Source organism: Samsonia erythrinae (assembly GCF_004342665.1).
Lineage (GTDB): Bacteria > Pseudomonadota > Gammaproteobacteria > Enterobacterales > Enterobacteriaceae > Samsonia > Samsonia erythrinae.
The window spans coordinates 56,197-75,830 of sequence record NZ_SMBY01000004.1 but is presented as its reverse complement, the minus strand read 5'-3'; the positions used below and the strand labels follow the sequence as shown (position 1 = coordinate 75,830).

23 protein-coding genes are annotated in these 19,634 nt (G+C 50.3%); 13 read left to right on the top strand and 10 right to left on the bottom strand.

The genetic code is table 11. The features are described from left to right. Positions 1 to 7: 7 nt before the first annotated feature. The gene (locus EDC54_RS08855; RefSeq protein WP_268991101.1) at positions 8 to 1,330 is read right to left on the bottom strand and encodes a D-amino acid dehydrogenase; all 1,323 of its coding nucleotides are present in this window, start codon (positions 1,328 to 1,330) and stop codon (positions 8 to 10) included. Positions 1,331 to 1,744: 414 nt separating this feature from the next. On the opposite strand from EDC54_RS08855, the gene EDC54_RS08850 reads away from it, so the two are divergent. The 8 genes from EDC54_RS08850 (at position 1,745) to EDC54_RS08815 (ending at position 8,397) form a co-directional block, all read left to right on the top strand. Continuing rightward, complete coding sequence (locus tag EDC54_RS08850) at positions 1,745 to 2,725, top strand: 6-phosphofructokinase (RefSeq protein ID WP_132455295.1); 981 nt, start codon at positions 1,745 to 1,747, stop codon at positions 2,723 to 2,725. A gap of 10 nt (positions 2,726 to 2,735) precedes the next feature. Beyond that, the gene (locus EDC54_RS08845) at positions 2,736 to 3,029 is read left to right on the top strand and encodes a PTS sugar transporter subunit IIB (RefSeq protein WP_107170556.1); all 294 of its coding nucleotides are present in this window, start codon (positions 2,736 to 2,738) and stop codon (positions 3,027 to 3,029) included. Between the two features lie 13 nt (positions 3,030 to 3,042). Continuing rightward, positions 3,043 to 4,377 carry a PTS sugar transporter subunit IIC gene (locus EDC54_RS08840; protein ID WP_132455293.1) on the top strand — a complete coding sequence of 445 codons (1,335 nt, stop codon included), beginning with the start codon at positions 3,043 to 3,045 and terminating at the stop codon, positions 4,375 to 4,377. A 47-nt stretch (positions 4,378 to 4,424) separates the two neighbouring features. Next, positions 4,425 to 4,703, top strand: coding sequence for a hypothetical protein (locus tag EDC54_RS08835; protein ID WP_132455291.1), 279 nt, complete (start codon positions 4,425 to 4,427; stop codon positions 4,701 to 4,703). A 6-nt stretch (positions 4,704 to 4,709) separates the two neighbouring features. Beyond that, a complete protein-coding gene (locus tag EDC54_RS08830; protein ID WP_132455289.1) occupies positions 4,710 to 5,147 on the top strand; it encodes a PTS sugar transporter subunit IIA in 438 nt (145 codons plus the stop codon). After that, positions 5,144 to 5,677, top strand: a complete 534-nt coding sequence (locus tag EDC54_RS08825) for an AAA family ATPase (protein WP_132455287.1) — start codon at positions 5,144 to 5,146, stop codon at positions 5,675 to 5,677. The genes EDC54_RS08830 and EDC54_RS08825 overlap by 4 nt, the downstream gene beginning before the upstream one ends. Before the next feature lie 36 nt (positions 5,678 to 5,713). Beyond that, complete coding sequence (locus EDC54_RS08820; RefSeq protein ID WP_132455285.1) at positions 5,714 to 6,613, top strand: tagatose-bisphosphate aldolase; 900 nt, start codon at positions 5,714 to 5,716, stop codon at positions 6,611 to 6,613. 242 nt (positions 6,614 to 6,855) lie between these two features. Continuing rightward, positions 6,856 to 8,397, top strand: coding sequence for a SpoVR family protein (locus tag EDC54_RS08815; RefSeq protein WP_132455283.1), 1,542 nt, complete (start codon positions 6,856 to 6,858; stop codon positions 8,395 to 8,397). A gap of 109 nt (positions 8,398 to 8,506) precedes the next feature. Here the strand turns inward: EDC54_RS08815 and fadR are convergent, their stop codons facing one another. Then, positions 8,507 to 9,226, bottom strand: a complete 720-nt coding sequence (gene fadR / locus EDC54_RS08810; RefSeq protein WP_132455281.1) for a fatty acid metabolism transcriptional regulator FadR — start codon at positions 9,224 to 9,226, stop codon at positions 8,507 to 8,509. A gap of 434 nt (positions 9,227 to 9,660) precedes the next feature. On the opposite strand from fadR, the gene dsbB reads away from it, so the two are divergent. Beyond that, the gene (gene dsbB / locus EDC54_RS08805) at positions 9,661 to 10,191 is read left to right on the top strand and encodes a disulfide bond formation protein DsbB (protein ID WP_132455279.1); all 531 of its coding nucleotides are present in this window, start codon (positions 9,661 to 9,663) and stop codon (positions 10,189 to 10,191) included. A gap of 75 nt (positions 10,192 to 10,266) precedes the next feature. Here the strand turns inward: dsbB and EDC54_RS08800 are convergent, their stop codons facing one another. Then, complete coding sequence (locus EDC54_RS08800) at positions 10,267 to 10,464, bottom strand: DNA polymerase III subunit theta (RefSeq protein ID WP_132455277.1); 198 nt, start codon at positions 10,462 to 10,464, stop codon at positions 10,267 to 10,269. Between the two features lie 301 nt (positions 10,465 to 10,765). Between EDC54_RS08800 and mgtS the strand changes: the two genes are divergently transcribed. Continuing rightward, positions 10,766 to 10,861 (top strand): protein MgtS, encoded by a 96-nt coding sequence (gene mgtS / locus EDC54_RS17895; protein WP_165904288.1) that lies wholly within the window; start codon positions 10,766 to 10,768, stop codon positions 10,859 to 10,861. A 97-nt stretch (positions 10,862 to 10,958) separates the two neighbouring features. Here mgtS and EDC54_RS08795 read toward each other — a convergent pair whose 3' ends face one another. The 3 genes from EDC54_RS08795 to EDC54_RS08785 form a co-directional block, all read right to left on the bottom strand. Beyond that, the gene (locus tag EDC54_RS08795; protein WP_132455275.1) at positions 10,959 to 11,405 is read right to left on the bottom strand and encodes a YcgN family cysteine cluster protein; all 447 of its coding nucleotides are present in this window, start codon (positions 11,403 to 11,405) and stop codon (positions 10,959 to 10,961) included. A gap of 137 nt (positions 11,406 to 11,542) precedes the next feature. Next, positions 11,543 to 12,199: a fumarylacetoacetate hydrolase family protein gene (locus tag EDC54_RS08790; RefSeq protein WP_132455273.1), complete on the bottom strand. Its 657-nt coding sequence runs from the start codon at positions 12,197 to 12,199 to the stop codon at positions 11,543 to 11,545. A gap of 323 nt (positions 12,200 to 12,522) precedes the next feature. Then, complete coding sequence (locus tag EDC54_RS08785) at positions 12,523 to 12,780, bottom strand: YcgL domain-containing protein (RefSeq protein ID WP_132455271.1); 258 nt, start codon at positions 12,778 to 12,780, stop codon at positions 12,523 to 12,525. A gap of 136 nt (positions 12,781 to 12,916) precedes the next feature. Here EDC54_RS08785 and minC point away from each other — a divergent pair, with 136 nt between their 5' ends. The 3 genes from minC to minE are packed head-to-tail and all read left to right on the top strand — an operon-like array spanning position 12,917 to position 14,710. Further along, complete coding sequence (gene minC, locus EDC54_RS08780) at positions 12,917 to 13,603, top strand: septum site-determining protein MinC (RefSeq protein WP_132455270.1); 687 nt, start codon at positions 12,917 to 12,919, stop codon at positions 13,601 to 13,603. Between the two features lie 21 nt (positions 13,604 to 13,624). Next, positions 13,625 to 14,437, top strand: a complete 813-nt coding sequence (gene minD / locus EDC54_RS08775) for a septum site-determining protein MinD (RefSeq protein ID WP_132455268.1) — start codon at positions 13,625 to 13,627, stop codon at positions 14,435 to 14,437. A 3-nt stretch (positions 14,438 to 14,440) separates the two neighbouring features. Continuing rightward, positions 14,441 to 14,710 carry a cell division topological specificity factor MinE gene (gene minE / locus EDC54_RS08770; protein ID WP_132455266.1) on the top strand — a complete coding sequence of 90 codons (270 nt, stop codon included), beginning with the start codon at positions 14,441 to 14,443 and terminating at the stop codon, positions 14,708 to 14,710. A 151-nt stretch (positions 14,711 to 14,861) separates the two neighbouring features. On the opposite strand, the gene rnd is transcribed toward minE, so the two are convergent. From rnd to tsaB, 4 genes are all read right to left on the bottom strand, one after another. Continuing rightward, positions 14,862 to 15,986, bottom strand: coding sequence for a ribonuclease D (gene rnd / locus EDC54_RS08765; RefSeq protein WP_132455264.1), 1,125 nt, complete (start codon positions 15,984 to 15,986; stop codon positions 14,862 to 14,864). Between the two features lie 209 nt (positions 15,987 to 16,195). Continuing rightward, entirely contained in the window at positions 16,196 to 17,881 is a 1,686-nt protein-coding gene (fadD, locus tag EDC54_RS08760; protein ID WP_132455262.1) for a long-chain-fatty-acid--CoA ligase FadD, read from the bottom strand. A 276-nt stretch (positions 17,882 to 18,157) separates the two neighbouring features. Then, on the bottom strand, positions 18,158 to 18,751 hold the full coding sequence (locus EDC54_RS08755; RefSeq protein WP_132455618.1) for a Slp family lipoprotein: 594 nt from the start codon (positions 18,749 to 18,751) through the stop codon (positions 18,158 to 18,160). 111 nt (positions 18,752 to 18,862) lie between these two features. Then, positions 18,863 to 19,564: a tRNA (adenosine(37)-N6)-threonylcarbamoyltransferase complex dimerization subunit type 1 TsaB gene (tsaB, locus tag EDC54_RS08750; protein ID WP_132455260.1), complete on the bottom strand. Its 702-nt coding sequence runs from the start codon at positions 19,562 to 19,564 to the stop codon at positions 18,863 to 18,865. Positions 19,565 to 19,634: the final 70 nt, after the last annotated feature.

Below are 19,634 nucleotides of genomic sequence, written 5' to 3'. Positions count from 1 at the left end.
CGACGCGTTAACGGGCATAACGCGACACGGATAAATCATCGGACGCAATATCCGGTGATTTATCCGACATGATATCAGCCAGCAATTTCCCTGAGCCGCAGGCCATTGTCCAGCCTAAGGTGCCATGACCGGTGTTCAGATACAGATTGTCTAACGGGGAACGACCCACCAGCGGCGTCCCATCCGGCGTCATCGGTCGCAACCCTGACCAGAACGTGGCCTGTTCAATCGGCCCGCACTGTGGATACAGATCGCGCACCACCATTTCCAGCGTTTCCCGGCGCTTCGCGTTCAGTCCGGTGTTGAACCCCACGACTTCGGCCATGCCGCCAACGCGAATACGGTTGTCAAAGCGGGTGATGGCAACCTTGTAGGTTTCATCCAGCACCGTAGAGACGGGCGACGCGTCATCATCCGCCATGGGGATCGTCAGAGAATAGCCTTTCAGCGGGTAAACCGGGATATCAAACCACTGTCGCAGCAAGCCGGTTGAATAGGCGCCACAGGCCATCACATAGGCATCCGCGACGAACATCTCGTTATCGCACTGCACGCCCGTAACGTTCTTCCCTTCAACCCGCAGTTGACGCACCGTGCGCCCCAGTTTAAACGTGACGCCGGCATCGGCGGCCATCGCCGCCAGTTGACGAGTAAACAACTGGCAGTCCCCCGTCTCATCATGCGGCAAACGCAGCCCGCCGGTGAGCTTCTCCGCCACGTTCGCCAACGCGGGTTCCACCGAGGCCAGTTCATGGCGGGTCAACAGTTGGTAAGGCACGCCGGCCTCTTGCAGCACCGCGATATCACGAGACGCATCTTCATATTGCTGTTCGGTGCGGAACAGTTGCAGCGTGCCGCCTTGCCGTCCTTCGTACTGAATACCCGTCTCCTGCCGCAGCTGTTGCAGACAGTCTCGGCTGTATTCCGCCAGACGCACCATCCGCGCTTTGTTGGTTTTATAGTGGCGCGCATCGCAGTTGAGCAACATCTGCCACATCCAGCGTAGCTGTGCCGCAGTGAAATCTGGCCGAATGGCCAACGGCGCATGACGCTGAAACAGCCATTTTATCGCTTTCAGCGGTATTCCCGGCGCCGCCCACGGCGCGGCATAACCGGGAGAGATCTGTCCGGCATTCCCGGCGCTGGTTTCCTGCGCGGGCTCCGGTTGCCTGTCAATAACGGTGACATCATGCCCTGCTTGTGCCAGATACCAGGCGGAACTGACGCCAATGACACCACTTCCCAAGATCACAACCCGCATGTTACTGCTCTCCCTTTCTCTCCGCTGATGATTGTCTAATCTGCTGGATAAATGCTTATTTAATGGAATAAAACACTAGATAAAAGGTAAAACTGAAGACTACTCTAGCACTTGAGAAGGAATTGTCACTCGTCTCAACGATAACATTTATCTATTGTTATCTTTTCGACTCGTCGATTCATCATTGAGATCGTAACGGAATAACTGTGAAATCATTCACAAAATACGCACTCGCTTTTTAACAGAAAAAGATAAAGAAAATAAAAAAGATGAAAATGTTAAATTTCAAATTAATTAACAAGTTAGTGGAATAACTTATTTTTAAATAGTGATAATCATCACAACAATAGAATCAAAAACATCAATGTCAAGACATGCCTCCCCATAGTTAAATACAAATTTGAGACATTCATCAAAAAAACACCTTATTAGTTTAATAACATTGTGTTCACACGATGGTTATTCATATTTTAGGGTATGACGATGAGAATTGGATTAGTCATTAGCGGCGGCGACGTTAGTGGAATAAATAATTTCATCTTTCAGGTGAATAGAATGGTTGCCTCAGACATCATCATTTTCGATGGTGGAATTAATGGACTTATTGATAACCGCTGTAAAACCCTCACTCGTCGCGATTTGGTGGATTATTCACTCTCATCAATGCCCTTGATTACATCAGGGAGAAAAACCGGAAAGTGCAGAAAAACAGATTACGAGAAAATCGTTAAAAACATCCAAAAACAAAAACTCGATGCGCTTATTATGGCTGGTGGAGATGGCTCATTCCAATTTCTGAAAAAATTAAGCCACTACGGTATTCATTGCTACGGCGTAGGAATGACGATTGATAACGATATCTCAGGGAATAGCTATACGATTGGTTTTTCTACCGCCTGTGAACAGGTAATGAGTGAGGTAGAAAAGCTGCGCAATACGGGCCGTGGATTACAAGGTCGGGTATTCATGATTGAATTACTCGGTGGCTATTGTGGGGAATTAACACTACAGGCAGCATTAAAAAGCAATGCCGATATCGCACTCATCCCGGAATCCCCCTGGGATATTGAGACGTTATCACAATGTATTCGGGAGAAAATCGCAGAACAAAACAGCGTGATTATTTTATGCTCTGAAGGCTATACCCATGAATATACCCCCGGCTTTCAGGGCGCTATCGATACGATTATCAAGAAACTAGAGCACAAGATTGGAATCCGTATCCGAAAAACTATTTTGGGATATGGTTTACGAAATGGCGCGCCCACCGGGGAAGAAATTATTCAGGGCACCCTGCTTGCAGAAGAGGTCGTTCGGTGTATTAACGCCGGACTGACAAATAAAATTATCATTATCAATAATAACAACAAGGCCATCCCTATCGATCTGGAGGATTCCAAACAACGTTTGGTTGATGTCGAAAGTCACTATTATAAGCTCGCGAAAGCTCATCATCTTATATGAGGCCATTATTATGTTGAAAGTACTTTGCGTTTGCGGCTGTGGATTAGGTTCCAGTTTCGCTATCGAAATGAGTGCGAAATCCGTACTAAAAAAATTGGGCATTGATGCTGAAATCAATCACACCACGATTTCAGAAGCCTCCGCCTTTAATTATGACGTCATTCTAACCCAGAAAATATTTGCTGAAATCCTGAATAGCGATGCCAGTGAAGATGAGAAAAAAAGAGTCATCATTCTTAATAAACTTACCGACAAAGATGAAATAGAAGAAAAAATATTAGCTTATATCCAGGCTCATAAATAGCATGAGGTGAGAAATGAACACCGTTATCAATTTCATTGTGAAAGATTTATTAGGCCAGGCATCCATATTAATCGCGCTGATCGCCATGATCGGATTGATTTTACAGAAGAAATCGGTAGGAAAAATTGCAGAGGGGACGTTCAAAACACTGCTTGGTTTCCTCATCATGATGGCGGGGATTAACATCATCGTCGATACCCTGACGTATTTGAACAGCATCTTTACTCAAGGCTTTGGTATGAAAGGCTACATCACCGATGTCGCCGCCATCGCCGGGTTGGCAAATCGCGAACTTGGGTCAGAAGTCGCGTTGACGCTCATGGTGATCTTTGCCGTCAACATCCTTATTGCGCGAATTACCCCTTTTAAATATATCTTCCTGACCGGACAGGCTCTGCTGTGGATGGCGACAATCGGTACCGTCATCGGCTATAAATCGGGCTTGACCGGCGCGACGCTGATCCTAACCGGAGGCATATTTGGCGGTATGATGGCCGTGCTGATGCCTGCACTGGCACAGCCGATTGTCCGTAAAATCACGAATTCTGATGATGTTGCGCTGGGGCACTTTTGTACCATCGGGTATCTGGTGCAGGCCGCTGTCGCTCGGCTGGTCGGTAAAAACTCCAAGTCCACCGAAGATTTAACGCTGCCCGATAACTTTAAATTTTTGCAGGATACTTACCTGTCGATGGCCGTCGTTATGGTGCCAATGTACCTCATCCCCGCGGTGGCGGCGGGACCGGCCTACATTGCGCAATATGCTAACGGCATCAACTATCTGATGTATTCCTTCATGCAGTCCATGCAGTTTGTGGCGGGCGTTTTTGTTCTCTACAGCGGCGTACGTCTGCTGCTTAACGAACTAGTTCCCGCTTTTCGGGGTATCGCCATGCGTCTGGTGCCTAACGCTAAACCCGCGTTGGATTGCCCGGTGCTCTTCCCTTATGCGCCCAATGCCGTAATTGTCGGTTTCCTCGCCACTACCGTCGGTTCCATTCTGGGAATGCTGATCTTCCCGATGTTTGGATTGGCGATGATTTTGCCAGGTTTATTGACCAACTTCTTTGCAGGCGGAACAGCGGGGATTTTCGGTAACGCGTTGGGAGGACGGCGTGGCGCAGTCATCGGCGGTGTCGTCCATGGTCTTTTCATTACCTTATTGCCCGCCATTCTGGTGCCCTTACTGGAAGTCTTCGGATTTACCGGTGTCACCTTCAGTGATTCTGATGTCATCGGTACAGGCCTGATATTAGGACACGCCTTCCAGCAAGACTGGTTATTTGTCGCCGCATTTGTCGCGTTCGTGGCATTTATTGCCTTTATTGCGAATCGTAAATCATCGTAATAGCGCATAGGCCTGTCGTCATTATGCAAATTGCTTAAGGAGTCACGATGTTTTCTCTACTTAAACGTTTTTTATCGCCAAGTCTCTCTTCCAGTCACCGCGGTAATACGGATGACAATCGTATCAGGGAAATTGAGGAAGAATTAGCGGAACTTGAATCTCGTTTAGTACAAGATCCGAGCCACAGTGAAACGCAAAAAATGCTAATGATTAAATACAATCAGGCTATTCAGTTATTTTCTTCCCATCCTGACTATCGGGATCGTGTTGATAATCTCTTCATTCAGATAGATGAACTCAGAAACACCATTCGGAAAAATATATGAGGTTTTATGAGCATAAAAAATTTCCTTTTGCAGCACAATTGCATTCAGCTCGGCGTGATATGTGAAACATGGGAAGAGGCTATTTATTGTGCCGCGAAACCATTAATCAGCGCGGGGCGTATTACGAAAAACTATCCCATCGCGGTGATAGACAGCACGAAGGAATACGGTCCTTATTATGTTTTTGATGAAGGCATCGCTATTCCACATGCACGCCCTGAATGCGGCGTTATCGAGAATTGTTTCAGTTTACTGACGTTAAAAACGCCGCTCTCTATTCAGGGAAGTGAACCGGTAGATATTTTAATTATGTTCGGTGGCGTTAACAGCGATGCGCATATTACGCAAGGTATCGCCTCAATCGTCAATTTATTGGAAAAGGACGACGTGCTCTCTCGAATTCGATATGCCACCACGTCAGACGATATTGTCGGGGTATTATGAAAACGCTTATTTTAGTAAATGGCATACCCGCATCAGGGAAAAGCACGGTATCACGTATTATTGCCGATGAATTGAGTCTCCCACGGTTAAGCCTGGATGAAATAAAAGAGCCGTTCATGATGCAATTTTGCGACATCATTGATAGAGCGCTAAATAGAAAGCTGGGGTACGCCGCGTATCAGGCGATGTTTAACATTGTTAGGCAGGCGCCTGACAATAGTATTCTCATTCTTGATGCCTGGTTCGGATTTCGTGAAAAATCGATATTACAGGAATATCTGGCGTCGTGTGATGTCAAGCATCCGCTTGAAATATGGAATGCCATCTCGCCTAACCGGGTGACAGAACGATATCAAGCCAGAATGAATGAAAGAATAAAAGGCCATCCCGGTGACGAGTATCTCCCGGAATTAATTTCACTCGCGCATCAGGCACGGCCGATGTGTATTGGGAAGTGTTACACGATTGATCAGGATAAGGAAATTAATCATCAGGAATTAATTCAATGGATTAAAAACCACCTGGATTAATCGCTTATTTACGAGAATTTTTATGAGGTAATTATCATGAACACCATGACAACAGCTGAGCATCGGGGATATCAATTAATTTGTAACGCGACGGGCGCCATGATGGTTATTGCCTGCGATCAGCGTGGCGGTATGCGAACGTTATTGGCACCGACATCTGATGCACAAGCCGCGATTACCAATGAAATATTAGGAAAAACAAAATATGACATCACCCGCTATCTGGCGGCGGAGGCAGGCTGTGTGTTGGTTGACCCGATCTGCGCCATACCCGGTCTTATCGACGAAAATATTTTGCCCCGAGATACCGGCCTGCTCATCGGGCTTGACGCTTCAGGTTGGGAAACGAGCCCGAAAGGCTACCGGATCTCCACGATGGTTGAGGGCGTAACGGCACGTAAAGTGCGCGAATGGGGTGCCACCGGCGGAAAAATCATGATCTATCTTCGTCCGGATATACCGGAAGCCAATACCCGTAACCTTGAAACACTCCGAACCGTGATTCAGGACTTTGCGCAGGAAGATTTACTGCTCGTCGTCGAATTTCTGACCTATTCTCTGGAAAATGAATCTCGTGAAACCTATACCCGCCTCCTACCCGAGCTCATTCCGGCAGGCTGTCAGGCCTGTATCGAGCAAGGCGCAAAAGTCTTGAAGATTCCTTATCCTGGATCTGATGAGGCCTGTGCACGCGTGACCACGCTCTGCGGTGAAATCCCCTGGGCCGTCCTGTCTGCGGGCGTCGATCACGCAACGTTTCTCCCTCAGGTAGAGAGCGCGTTGAAAAACGGCGCCTCTGGCGTGATTGCCGGTCGTTCTCTCTGGAAGGATTGTATCTCGCTCGATCGCAACGTTTCTAAAGAGAAGCTATCGACGATTGCCGTCTCCCGCCTCAACGATATTCAGGCTCTGTTAAAACGGTATCAACGCGCTTAGTTCATGCTGCATTTCGTGCGCTCTCAGGAGAGCGCACTGCCCTGGCGATAAGCCACGCAACACACGTCTCTTCTCTATCCCATCAGCGGCCTTTATTCGCCGAATACGGTCAATTCGCCAATTGCCGCGCGTCCAAAGCTCAGCTATAACTAAATGAACCACGGTGTTTTTTAGGCGGGGGCCAGAGGAAAGGCAGTAAACGAGATCTCACACAACAGCTTGTTATGTCAGGGGGCGCGCGGATGGCTATATCGACGGACAATCAGGCAAAAAAAACCCTTCGTCTGAGTGATGGACCGGACTGGACGTTTGAACTGCTACAGATCTACCTTGATGAGATTGACCGGGTAGCCAAACTGTATCGTCTGGAGACCTATCCTCATCAGATAGAAGTCATCACGTCAGAACAAATGATGGATGCCTATTCCAGTATCGGCATGCCGATCAACTATGCCCACTGGTCGTTCGGGAAGAAATTTATCGAAACCGAACAGCGCTACAAGCACGGGCAGCAGGGGCTGGCGTATGAAATCGTCATTAATTCCGATCCCTGTATCTCTTATTTGATGGAAGAGAATACGCTCCCGATGCAGGCGCTGGTGATGGCGCACGCCTGTTATGGACACAACTCGTTTTTTAAAGGCAACTACCTGTTCCGCAGTTGGACCGATGCCAGTTCCATTATCGATTACCTGCTGTTTGCCCGGCAATATATCGCCCAATGTGAAGAGCGCTATGGCGTGGACGATGTCGAACGCCTGTTAGACTCGTGCCATGCGTTAATGAATTATGGCGTCGATCGCTATAAGCGTCCGCAAAAAATCTCGCTGGAAGAGGAGAAATCTCGCCAGAAAAGCCGCGAGGCCTACCTGCAAAGTCAGGTCAACGACCTGTGGAAAACGCTGCCGCGTCGCGAACAAGACATTGCCCCGGAACAGACGAGACGTTTTCCTCAGGAACCACAGGAAAATCTGCTCTATTTTATGGAGAAAAACGCCCCGCTGCTGGAACCCTGGCAACGTGAGATTTTGCGTATCGTGCGTAAAGTCAGCCAGTATTTCTACCCGCAGAAACAGACTCAGGTAATGAATGAAGGGTGGGCCACGTTCTGGCATTACACCATTCTCAACCACCTCTATGATGAAGGCCGCGTCTCTGAACGCTTCATGCTGGAATTCCTGCACAGCCACACCAATGTTATCTACCAACCGCCGTATAACAGCCCGTATTACAATGGCATCAACCCGTATGCGCTGGGTTTTGCCATGTTTCAGGATATTAAACGTATTTGTCAGTCGCCGACGGACGAAGATCGCTACTGGTTCCCGGATATCGCCGGCAAGGACTGGCTCGATACGCTGCATTTTGCCATGCAGAACTTTAAGGACGAGAGTTTCATCAGCCAGTTCCTGTCGCCAAAGCTGATGCGTGATTTCCGGCTATTCGCGGTGCTGGACGACGATCATAATAACTATCTGGAAATTGCCGCGATTCATGATGAAGAAGGCTATCGGCTGATTCGTCAGGAACTGTCCGCGCAGTACAACCTGAGTTATCTGGAGCCTAACATTCAGGTCTGGAACGTGGATCTGCGCGGCAACCGGGCGCTGACGCTGCGATATGTACCGCATAACCGCGCGCCGCTGGATAAAAGCCGTCATGAAGTCCTGAAGCACGTCCACCGCCTGTGGGGTTTTGACGTCTATCTTGAACAGGCCAATGATGACGGCAGCGTTGAATTGCTTGAACACTGCCCGCCGCGCAACAGGACGCCATCAGCCTGATCCATCAATCCGTTAAGACTACAGGAAAACGGCAGCACAAAAGCAAAAGGGATTCAGGCAAACACCTGCATCCCTTTTGGCACCCTTACGCGCTGGCTGTGACGGCGTATTAACGGCGCACTTCCGCGATATCATGTGGGATCGCGCTCTGCATACTGTGCCAAATCGCGCCGCTTTCTTTACCGTAATGTCTGACGACCTCCATGACCTGATCGTACAATCCTTCACGGCGCAATGTATCCAGCCGGTTGTAAAAATTCACGGCCAGCTTACGCGCGTCCGGGTTGGAAAAGTAATACCGGCCCACGCGAATATAGAGCCCTTTCAGGCCATTGAGGATCAGACCATAAATCGGATTGCCGGAAGCAAAGGCAAGACCGCGGAACACGTTGTAGTCAAGCTGAGCAAAGGCTTCGGCGCTATCGTCCACCCTATCCGTCAGGGTCAATACATCACGCACCTTATCCGGGTGCTGACGCAGCGCCGTGCGAATAAAGATGGCAGCAATGTTGGTACGTACCGCCAGCAGATTATCGATCAACTGCGGCACGCTGTCGTGATCGAGTCGAGCCAGCGTTTCCAGAATGTTAAGCCCGGACGTTTCCCAGAAATTATTGATTTTAGTCGGTTTCCCGTGCTGTATCGTCAGCCAGCCATCACGAGCCAACCGCTGAAGCACTTCGCGCAGAGTCGTACGGGTGACGCCAATCAATTCGGAAAGCTCTCTTTCTGCCGGCAGAATAGAACCGGGAGGAAAACGGTTGTTCCATATACTTTCGATAATGTATTCTTCCGCGAATCCAGCCGGACTTTGCGCCTTTATAACCATGTGTTTGATAATCCGTAGCGGTGATTGCTGAAAAAAGCGGGGTCATCATACCAGACGAAAGAATCATGACATAGCACCACGCCGGAACAACACGCCACTTCAATAAAAAATTGTGACTGAGCGCCGCTCTATCTCTCTGAGTCCCTGCACCCTCTAGGCCTGCCCGCTTGTCACCGCTTTATTTCACGGTGGAACATGCAAACGATTCTTAACGAATTTGATCCTGACAGACAGTCACTGACTGTCACGATGGTGTATAATGCCCCGCGATGCGCCGCCAGACTAAGCCCCTTTTCAAGCGGGTGTCGTCGCATCCGAATAGCAAAAAAGAATTAAATAAACCTATCGTTACATTTTACACGGCGAAATGATGGCGGTGAAGCCAGAACGGTTTACACTGCTGCTTCAATCATGTCTGACATGGAATATTGACTATGTTGCGATTTCTTAATCGTTGCTCACGCGGACGGCGTGCATGGCTGCTGTTGGCGTTTACCGCATTAGCGCTGGAGCTGGTCGCGCTCTATTTTCAGCACGTTATGCTATTAAAGCCGTGCGTGTTGTGCATCTATCAGCGCTGTGCGCTATGGGGCGTGTTTGCCGCCGGGCTTGTCGGCGCCATTGCGCCATCAACTCTGTTGCGCTACCCGGCCATAATCCTCTGGATATACAGTTCATACGAAGGGCTTCGGCTGGCATGGAAACACACGGATATCCTGCTGCATCCGTCGCCATTCAACACCTGTGACTTTTTTGTCAGCTTTCCGGCATGGCTGCCTCTGGACAAATGGCTTCCCGCCGTTTTCAACGCAACGGGGGATTGTTCAGAACGCCAGTGGTCATTCCTCACGCTGGAAATGCCGCAGTGGCTCCTTGGCATCTTTGCCGCTTACCTGTTAATTGCGGTATTCGTGCTGATCTCCCAGGCTTTCCGCCCCAAACGACGCGACCTTTTTGGCCGTTAATCCATACCGAAAAGCCCGACGATATCGTCGGGCTTCTGGTAACCGTTTTTACGCTGTACAGGGTTGTGCCGAGCATCACTGCTGTGGTCTGTAGATATCGCGATAATGGCCTAGACGCTCGTGGAAAAAAGGACGCTTTTCCAGCGGGATCTTGCGCGAAATCTCATCAGCATCGATCTTTTTCTCCTGACTTTCCATGAAAGCAATCGTGGAGGCAGCGAAGTCGGTAAATTGCTCACTGTACTCAAGAATGATTTTCTCAAAGTTAATCATGTGCTCCCCTCCCATGCTGGTTTACTGCTCTAAAATTATACAACACGCCACCTTTTATGGTGGGCGAGACAGCATGATTCGCACAAGGAAAATGTGAGGTAGTTGGCAAAAAGCCAATGAACATTTGGATTGCGGCGTTGGACGCCTCTCCCTCTATCAACGCCACTTAAACCACCGCCTTTTTTCTGAGCGTTTTTTGTTCATAAAAGTGCCTGATATCGCTATATTATTCACGCGGTCAACAACATTTCACACGATGAGGTAAAGCCTATTCAAATCTGCTTATTCAGGAGAAATTATTATGTTAGGTAATATCAATGTCTTCATCACCGTATTGGGCATTATTCTTTTTCTTAGCTTTCTCGCGGTGTATCTAAGCCCTAAATGGGATGACTGATGAACACGAACCCTCCCCCCGATAAAAAGCCCCTCTTCTGAGCGATTCAGATGAGGGGCTGTTCATTTCAACCCGGAACCATCGCGTCAAACAGTCACTATCTCGCCCACTCAGGTTTGTTCAAAATATGCGCCTGCCAGTCAGTCACCTCACTTTCGCGCACCGCAATGTGACGTACAGAGATGCGTTCAGCATGCATCATGGTTTTAGAACCGCTAACCAGCGGATGCCAGTGCGGTAGATCTTTACGTTCATGAATCAGCCGGTATGCGCAGGTCGCCGGCAGCCAGTTAAACGTCAGCAGATTTTCTCGCGTCAGCTTAATGCAATCCGGCTCATAGTCGAAACGCTTCTCATAGTTGCGGCACTGACAGCTTTTTATATTCAGTTGATTACAGGCGACGTTGGTAAAGTAGATTTCCTCCGTGTCCTCATCAATCAGTTTATGCAAACAGCACTGACCGCAACCATCGCACAGCGACTCCCATTCGTCATCCGACATCTCAGACAAGGTTTTTTGCTGCCAAAAAGGGCGTTCAGTCATTTCTCTTCCAGTAGGTTGTGGTAAACAGGGATGTTGTGGACAAATCAGGTTGTCAAACGTGTATCGTGAATAATAACGGCATGCGGCTCTGGCGAAAGCGACACGGCTGCCCGTTTTCAACCCGGACAGCCAGATCGTTAGATAATGCGGGTAGTCAGCGTTCGGTCATTCACCGTAATCGTCAGCATATCTCCTGACACGATCGGCCCGACCCCTTTCGGCGTGCCCGTCAGAATAATATCGCCCGCGCGCAGCGTAAAAAAGCGACTCATATAGGCAATCAGCGGCAGGATCGGCGTGATCATATCACGCGTGTTGCCCTGCTGGCGCACTTCATCATTCACTTTCACGCCTAAATCGGTTTGTTGCGGATCGCCAAACTCGGCAACCGGAATAAAACCGGAGATAGGGCAAGAGCCGTCAAAGGCTTTGGCTTTTTCCCACGGCTGCCCGGCTTTTTTGAACTCAGACTGTAAATCACGCAGCGTCAAGTCCAGCGCAACGCCATAGCCGGCAATCGCCCGCGCAACGCGTTCTTCATTCGCCTGCTTTAACGGCGTGCCAATCAGGACGGCCAGTTCAACCTCATGGTGAACCGAACCCACGTTTTTCGGGATGGCGACCGGCTGGCGTAAATCACACAGTGCGGTTTCAGGTTTGATGAACAGCACCGGCTCACTCGGGGTCGCATTTCCCATTTCTTTAATATGTTCTGAGTAATTGCTGCCTACGCATACGACTTTACTCACGGGGAAATCCAGCAGTGCCCCCTGCCAGTCTCTGTGTTGATACATAGGTATTCTCCTGCCCTGTCTGTTGAATTATCGCTGCCCTTGCCCAAAGAAAGACAGCCAAGAACATGATGGTACAAAACCAACGTTATATCATCGCAACGGACTTTACCCCAACAGATTTCAGGGAGGTAAAGCCGGGGGTATCGCATGAGAGAAAAAACGGCATACCGTGCCCGCCACAGGAAATTTAAATGACGGTGAAAGTAAAAAACCAAAGCGTGGAATATGTATCTAGCGAATATGAGGCGTTCGAGGCGATATTCCACGGCAAATTATGTTTTCAGTATTATCTGAAAATAGCCGCTGGTATTATTTTTTTACACTTAAACGGGGACATTTAATAAGCTTTCAACCGGCGGCGGAACTTGCAGATAAAAACCCTGTTCTTTAAGCGCGAGCTTCACCTTTTCTATATCGGCATTCGCCAGTTTTTTACGCCCGTCCAGCGGTAATACCATCGCCAGTTGCGGCGCGCCAAAACTTTGCATTAGCGCTTCCGGCACGCGGGAGAAATCGTCTTTTTTTTCAACATAAAGATAGGTTTGATCGCGTTTAGTACTTCGATAGATCACACAAAACATTTTTTTTACTCTATTTGATGGGAATGCCGCCTTGTCTGTATATAATTGTGACTATAACATGCTTACAGCGCTCTGGAATATCATGCGTTTAATGTTACTCTGGGGATTAAAAGAGGCTGAAACTGAGTCAGGATAGATGTCACAAACGCCAATAGAGTTAAAAGGCAGCAGCTTTACCTTATCGGTTGTTCATTTGCATGATTCCCAACCCGAGGTAATTTATCAGGCATTACAGGAAAAAATAGAGCAAGCGCCTGCTTTCCTGAAAAATGCCCCCGTTGTCATTAACGTCGCCGCCTTAACGGCAGAAACCGACTGGATAAAATTACAGCAGGCCATATCGTCAACCGGGCTGCGTGTCGTCGGCATCAGTGGATGCAAAGACGAAGCATTAAAGAAAGCCATTGCACAGGCGGGTCTGCCTCTCCTGAGCGAAGGTAAAGAGCAACGCAAGGTTGTCGAGCCTGTCGCTGCGGCTCCTGCCGTGGTGAAAACGAAAGTCATCAACACCCCGATCCGTTCCGGCCAGCAGATTTACGCCCGGAACTGTGACTTAATCGTCACCAGCAGTGTCAGCGCGGGGGCGGAAGTGATTGCCGACGGCAACATTCATATTTACGGCATGATGCGCGGGCGGGCCCTTGCAGGCGTTTCTGGCGATGTACAAAGCCAGATATTCTGCACGCATCTGGCCGCAGAACTGGTATCCATCGCCGGACGCTATTGGCTGAGCGACCAGATACCCGAACCGTATTTTGGGCAGTCAGCAAGGATCAACCTGAACCTGCTGGACAATGTGTTAACGATAAAACCTCTCGACTAGGATTTCCCAAGGAAACATTTTATGGCACGCATCATTGTTGTTACATCGGGTAAAGGGGGCGTTGGCAAGACCACATCAAGCGCGGCCATTGCTACCGGTTTAGCCCAGAAAGGAAAAAAGACGGTTGTCATCGACTTTGACATCGGTCTGCGTAACCTCGACCTGATCATGGGATGTGAGCGTCGCGTAGTATATGACTTTGTGAACGTCATTCAGGGAGACGCCACGCTGAATCAGGCTCTGATTAAAGACAAGAGGACGGAAAATCTTTACATTTTGCCTGCATCGCAAACGCGCGATAAAGATGCCTTAACCTATGAAGGCGTCGAAAAAGTGCTGAATGACCTGAGCGATATGGCGTTTGATTTTATCGTGTGTGATTCCCCTGCCGGGATAGAAACCGGCGCCGTCATGGCGCTCTATTTTGCCGACGAAGCGATTATCACTACCAACCCGGAAGTGTCTTCCGTTCGCGACTCCGACCGTATTCTGGGCATTTTGTCCTCGAAGTCACGCCGCGCGGAGCGTTCTGAAGATCCCATCAAAGAGCACCTGCTGTTGACGCGCTATAACCCTGGACGGGTCAGTCGCGGCGACATGCTGAGCATGGAAGACGTTCTGGAGATCCTGCGGATCCCGCTGATTGGCGTGATCCCTGAAGATCAATCCGTACTCCGCGCCTCTAACCAGGGCGAGCCGGTGATTCTGGATACCGAAGCCGATGCGGGCAAAGCCTACGCGGATACCGTCGAACGTTTACTCGGCGAAGATCGCCCTTTCCGTTTTGTTGAAGAAGAGAAGAAGGGTTTCCTTAAACGACTTTTTGGGGGATAAATTATGGCTTTACTGGACTTCTTTCTGTCCCGCAAAAAAACGACAGCGAATATTGCCAAGGAAAGACTGCAAATTATCGTTGCAGAACGACGCCGGGGAGACAGTGAACCTCATTATTTGCCGCAGTTAAAGCGCGATATTCTTGAGGTCATCTGTAAATATGTACAGATTGATCCTGAGATGGTGACGGTACAGCTGGAGCAAAAAGGTGATGATATTTCCGTGCTTGAGTTAAACGTCACCTTGCCGGAAGCGGAAGACGCGCCTAAATGATTTTTCCGCTATAGCATCCCCTGCTTTCATGCAGGGGTGCTGTTAATTTTTCCGGCTTTCTTTATCTCCCGGTCTTATCGTTTTCGCCTCATCTTATTGGCGGCGTTGATGATTGAAAAACGCCACCGCTGAGACGTTCATTGGCCTCCGATTAACATCCTTTCAGGATGTCACGCAGCGCATCGCCATATAACTGGTTGCGCCAGCCCGACAACATTTCCGGTACGCCGCTTTCTTGTTCACTTAATTTCCAATGCCAGTTCAGCAGACGATTAATTTGGCGACGTGATGCCAATAATTCAGCAGACAGCCCGCTCTGTTCGCTGACGCGCTGCACCAGCGCTTTAATCTCTTTAAACGCTTTTTTGTAGCCGGGATAATCGATCAGATTGATGACCGGTGGCGGGCACGCCGCTTCAGCGATCCCCTCGGTTTGTGCGACGAAATCCAGCAGCGTTTTGCCATGATAGCGAATTTCCGGGCCGCTCAGCCCCAGTGAACTCAGTTCCCCCAACGATGTCGGCAGAAACCGCGCCACCTGCCAGAGATGTTCCTCGCGCACCACAAAATTCACGGCGCTGTCGCGTTCCCGCGCTTTACGCAGTCGCCATTCAGCCAGACGCTGTAAGCACGCCAGATGTCTGCCTCGCAGTTGCCAGGCATTACCAATTTCGCGGTAGGCCAGTTCCGGCGCCAGAATATCCAGCTTGCGTCGGCAAAGCTGACCGCACTCGTCCAGCGAGGCGTTTAACCAACCTGCGGCTTCCGTCTCTGATACCAGTTGGGTTGCCATCGGCAGCAGGTAGAACACGTCCGCCGCCGCGTAATCACACTGTTTTTCGCTCAGCGGCCGCGCGAGCCAATCCGTGCGCGACTCGCTTTTATCCAGCGAGACCTGCAACAGGTCGGACACCAACGCGGCAAACCCATAGGAGAGCGGTTTGCCCAGAAATGCCGCCAGAATTTGCGTATCAATGAAGGGGGTCGGCAAGACGCCAAAAGCGTTAAGAAAGACTTCCAGATCCTCGCTGCCGGCATGCAGAAATTTCGTCACCTGTTCGTCACGCAACAAGGCCTGAAACGACGACCAGTCTGTAATGGTTAACGGGTCGATTAGTGAAAGCTGTTCACCGTCATATAATTGAATCAACCCTAACTGCGGGTAGTATGTGCGGGTTCTGACGAACTCCGTGTCCAATGCCACCCGCGGATGGCGTCGCGCCTGAGCGCACACCTGCTCTAACCCGATGTTGGAAGTGATCAACTGATAATTCAAAACGTCATTCTCTTGGTTATTTTTACTTTACGATCCTGGGGTAAATCTGTATTGCGATAGAAAATCTCCACCAGAAATTTTCCATCGCCGCGACGGCCCATGAGGTGGCGGCTGAACGTCCGCCATAAAAAAGAACGCCGGATAAACCGGCGTGAAAACATCATATCGCGTCCTGCCCTTGTCTGGCAGCCGTTTTTTGCGGGAAATTGTCAGGCGGCGACGTCTTTTTTTATCTTTTTCTCTTCACGCAGTTCGCGGCGCAGGATCTTTCCGACATTGGATTTCGGTAAATCCTCACAAAACGCGATCTCTTTCGGCACTTTATAGCCGGTAAGATGACGGCGACAGTGCGTAATCAGTTCTTCCTTCGTTAACGAGCCATCGCGCTTCACCACAAAGGCTTTCACCGCTTCACCGGACACCTCGCTCTCAACACCGATGACCGCCGACTCGGACACTTTCGGATGACGACCGATAACATCTTCAATTTCAGTAGGATAAACATTAAAACCGGAGACCAGAATCATATCTTTCTTGCGATCGACGACCCGCAAAAAGCCCTCACCATCAGAAGTGACAATGTCACCCGTCGCCAGCCAGCCGTCCTTCAGGACTTCGTCCGTGGCGGCAGGTTGTTGCCAGTAACCCAGCATCACCTGCGGCCCGCGGATCCACAGTTCGCCCGCCTCGCCCGGCCCTACGTCGTTGCCGTCTTCATCAATAATTCTGACATCCGTTGACGGCACGGGCAGCCCGATACTGCCGCTGTAATGCTTCAGGTCGTAAGGATTTCCCGCCACCAGCGGCGAACTCTCCGTCAGCCCATAGCCTTCCAACAGGTGCTTGCCCGTGGTTTTTTCCCAACGTTCCGCCACCGATTGCTGAACCGACGCCCCACCGCCGACGGACAGGCGCAGCGTTGAGAAATCCAGTTCGTGAAAGGCATTATTATTAAGCAATGCGTTAAAGAGCGTGTTCACGCCGGTGATCGCCGTAAACGGGTATTGCTTCAGTTCCTTCACGACGGCGGGAATATCCCGTGGATTGGTGATCAACAGATTCTTTCCGCCCAGTTCAAGGAACAGAAGGCCATTCACCGTTAGCGCAAAAATATGGTAGAGGGGCAACGCAGTGACGACCAGCTCATTGCCTTCTTGCAAGAGGGCGCCATAAGCGCCCTTACACTGCTCAAGGTTCGCCAGCATATTACGGTGCGTGAGCATCGCGCCTTTGGCCACCCCCGTCGTACCGCCAGTATATTGCAGGAAAGCGAGATCGGAATTGATGATATCAGGACGCATGTACTGCTGACGCCGCCCTTCCTGCAACACACGGCGGAACGATATCGCCCCCGGCAAATGATACTTCGGCACCAGTCGCTTGATGTATTTCACGACGAAGTTCACTAACGTGCCTTTCGCCGTGGATAACTGGTCGCCCATGCGGGTCAGAATGACGTGTTCAACGGGCGTATTCTGGACAATTTTCTCCAGCGTATGGGCAAAATTGGATACGATGACGATCGTGCCGGCGCCGCTGTCTTTTAACTGGTGTTCCAGTTCACGCGGCGTATACAGCGGATTGACATTCACGACCACCATCCCCGCGCGCAGCACGCCGAACAGCGCAACGGGATACTGCAACAGGTTGGGCATCATCAAGGCGACGCGGTCGCCTTTTTGCAATTTAAGCTGGTTTTGCAGGTAGGCGGCGAACGCCCGGCTGCGCTCTTCCAGCTTGCGAAATGTCATCACCTCCCCCATGTTGATGAATGCAACCCTATCGGCATAGCGCCTTACGGCATTTTCAAACATGTCAATCAACGACGAATAGCGATCCGGATCGATTTCTGCCGGTACGTCCGCCGGGTAGCGTGCTAACCAAATTTTTTCCAAAACATCACTCCCGAGATATTTTTTTAATGGCATCGTCGTCGCCCTCAAAGGCCTCTTGTTATTAACATTATTTTAACTCAGCCTACCAGTTAGCTAACAAACAATGTTCAGGTTGCGAGGGCGATCACTTATTTATTCCGTCATACTTCAGCCGATTACGCGGTGTGCAAATGGCGCAGGCGTGGGTTACGGCGCAAATGCTTGCGGGATTGAATTATCCAAAAAAAATCAGGCAACCTGAGTCGCCCGATCTCTTTCACATCAAACGAAATGATTTCATTCCGTCACGATATTCTCAATACGTACAGGCCCATACCAACCGGCATCAATTCCCCAGCCTGGCCCCCAACCGTAACCCGTGTGCCATCCCCACGGGCCATAGCCGCCGGGTGGCACCACCATGCGCTGCACGACATTCCAGCGTTTGTAACCCTGCGCGTCAACCACGACATAGCGATAGGGTTTATCACCAATTTTGCCCGATTCCGTGCCGACGATCGGCCCGACAACGGTCACCAGCTGGTCTTTAAAATCAACGGGTTCCAGAAAACGATTCACATAAGCGATGAAGCGCCCTTCTGACGGCATGTCCAGCCTCGGCCTCGCGCCGCTATCCAACGGCATGCTGGCGATCTCTAAACGGGTTTTATCCGCTGCATTGCGAATGCTGACAACCCGACCGCCGAAGCGTGACTCCTGACCGACATAAATCTGCGGCGCACTCATCACGCGAACCAGATCGTCCTGCGGCGTTGGCGAGGTTCCTTTAATGGCATCCGGCACGGTAACGCAACCTGAAAGCAACAGCGCGCCAGCCACCAGCGCACCCAGGTGGCAATGCGCCGATCGGCTTTTCTGCTTAATATGCATTTTCTTTATGGGCAACGTCATAATACAACCTCTTTCTGATGTCTGATGCTTGGACTGCTCAGCATTGAATAAGTTGCTGTTATCTCCGCCAAACGGCATGCGCAGATCGAACTATTCTCGGCCCGGCAATTTTTTCCAGGCCACTTCATTGCGCAGATAGCGCGGTTGCGCCTGCTCGACGCTAACGGCCTTTCCTGACTGCCATAGTCGACAAGCCAGCGGCAGCATATCCTGCGCCTGGGGCAACAGCATTTCGCTCTTCGTCAACACCAGCGTGGAAGGATCCGCCAGTTCAGGGTAGGTTTCCCAACCCGTTCCCACCGTGGTCCATTCGCCTGACAGCGAAGCGGTTAAGCGCTGCACCTGCTCAGGTTTCAGCACCGCCTCTTCTGCTTCTCCGTACCAGTGGCCAGCCGCATCTCGTTGATAGGCGCACCAATAGACTTCGCCCATCCGGGCATCAATGGCGGCCAGCACGCGCGTGGCCTGCGTCAGACGGAAAGCGCCCTGAGCCATCGTGGCCAGCGACGATACGCCAATCAACGGTAAATCGGCCCCCAGCGCCAACCCTTGTGCAATACCGATACCAATCCGCACGCCGGTAAAACTTCCCGGCCCCTGACCAAAGGCCAGCGCATCGAGATCCCTGAGCGTCAGGCCACTCTCAGCCAGCACCTGTTGGACCATGGGTAAAATACGTTGTGTGTGTTCACGGGGACAAACATCGAACAAAGAATGAATTTCGCCTTCATTCCACAGCGCAACGGAACAGGCTTCCGTTGCGGTATCAAGCGCTAGAATTCGCGTAGACATGCCAACCTCAGGCGGGATAAATAAATCTTTAACGGCTCGCATCATAGCATAACCCGCTGTCGCGCCGCAG

Bases quoted from the DNA above. Each gene is read 5' to 3' on its own strand.
- EDC54_RS08820 (WP_132455285.1), top strand. From the start codon at position 5,714: ATGAACACCATGACAACAGCTGAGCATCGGGGATATCAATTAATTTGT.
- EDC54_RS08850 (WP_132455295.1), top strand. From the start codon at position 1,745: ATGAGAATTGGATTAGTCATTAGCGGCGGCGACGTTAGTGGAATAAAT.
- dsbB (WP_132455279.1), top strand. From the start codon at position 9,661: ATGTTGCGATTTCTTAATCGTTGCTCACGCGGACGGCGTGCATGGCTG.
- mgtS (WP_165904288.1), top strand. From the start codon at position 10,766: ATGTTAGGTAATATCAATGTCTTCATCACCGTATTGGGCATTATTCTT.
- EDC54_RS08800 (WP_132455277.1), bottom strand. From the start codon at position 10,464: ATGATTAACTTTGAGAAAATCATTCTTGAGTACAGTGAGCAATTTACC.
- EDC54_RS08835 (WP_132455291.1), top strand. From the start codon at position 4,425: ATGTTTTCTCTACTTAAACGTTTTTTATCGCCAAGTCTCTCTTCCAGT.
- minD (WP_132455268.1), top strand. From the start codon at position 13,625: ATGGCACGCATCATTGTTGTTACATCGGGTAAAGGGGGCGTTGGCAAG.
- tsaB (WP_132455260.1), bottom strand. From the start codon at position 19,564: ATGTCTACGCGAATTCTAGCGCTTGATACCGCAACGGAAGCCTGTTCC.
- minE (WP_132455266.1), top strand. From the start codon at position 14,441: ATGGCTTTACTGGACTTCTTTCTGTCCCGCAAAAAAACGACAGCGAAT.
- EDC54_RS08785 (WP_132455271.1), bottom strand. From the start codon at position 12,780: ATGTTTTGTGTGATCTATCGAAGTACTAAACGCGATCAAACCTATCTT.
- minC (WP_132455270.1), top strand. From the start codon at position 12,917: ATGTCACAAACGCCAATAGAGTTAAAAGGCAGCAGCTTTACCTTATCG.
- EDC54_RS08825 (WP_132455287.1), top strand. From the start codon at position 5,144: ATGAAAACGCTTATTTTAGTAAATGGCATACCCGCATCAGGGAAAAGC.
- EDC54_RS08830 (WP_132455289.1), top strand. From the start codon at position 4,710: ATGAGCATAAAAAATTTCCTTTTGCAGCACAATTGCATTCAGCTCGGC.
- EDC54_RS08845 (WP_107170556.1), top strand. From the start codon at position 2,736: ATGTTGAAAGTACTTTGCGTTTGCGGCTGTGGATTAGGTTCCAGTTTC.
- EDC54_RS08840 (WP_132455293.1), top strand. From the start codon at position 3,043: ATGAACACCGTTATCAATTTCATTGTGAAAGATTTATTAGGCCAGGCA.
- EDC54_RS08790 (WP_132455273.1), bottom strand. From the start codon at position 12,199: ATGTATCAACACAGAGACTGGCAGGGGGCACTGCTGGATTTCCCCGTG.
- fadR (WP_132455281.1), bottom strand. From the start codon at position 9,226: ATGGTTATAAAGGCGCAAAGTCCGGCTGGATTCGCGGAAGAATACATT.
- EDC54_RS08755 (WP_132455618.1), bottom strand. From the start codon at position 18,751: ATGCATATTAAGCAGAAAAGCCGATCGGCGCATTGCCACCTGGGTGCG.
- EDC54_RS08795 (WP_132455275.1), bottom strand. From the start codon at position 11,405: ATGACTGAACGCCCTTTTTGGCAGCAAAAAACCTTGTCTGAGATGTCG.
- EDC54_RS08815 (WP_132455283.1), top strand. From the start codon at position 6,856: ATGGCTATATCGACGGACAATCAGGCAAAAAAAACCCTTCGTCTGAGT.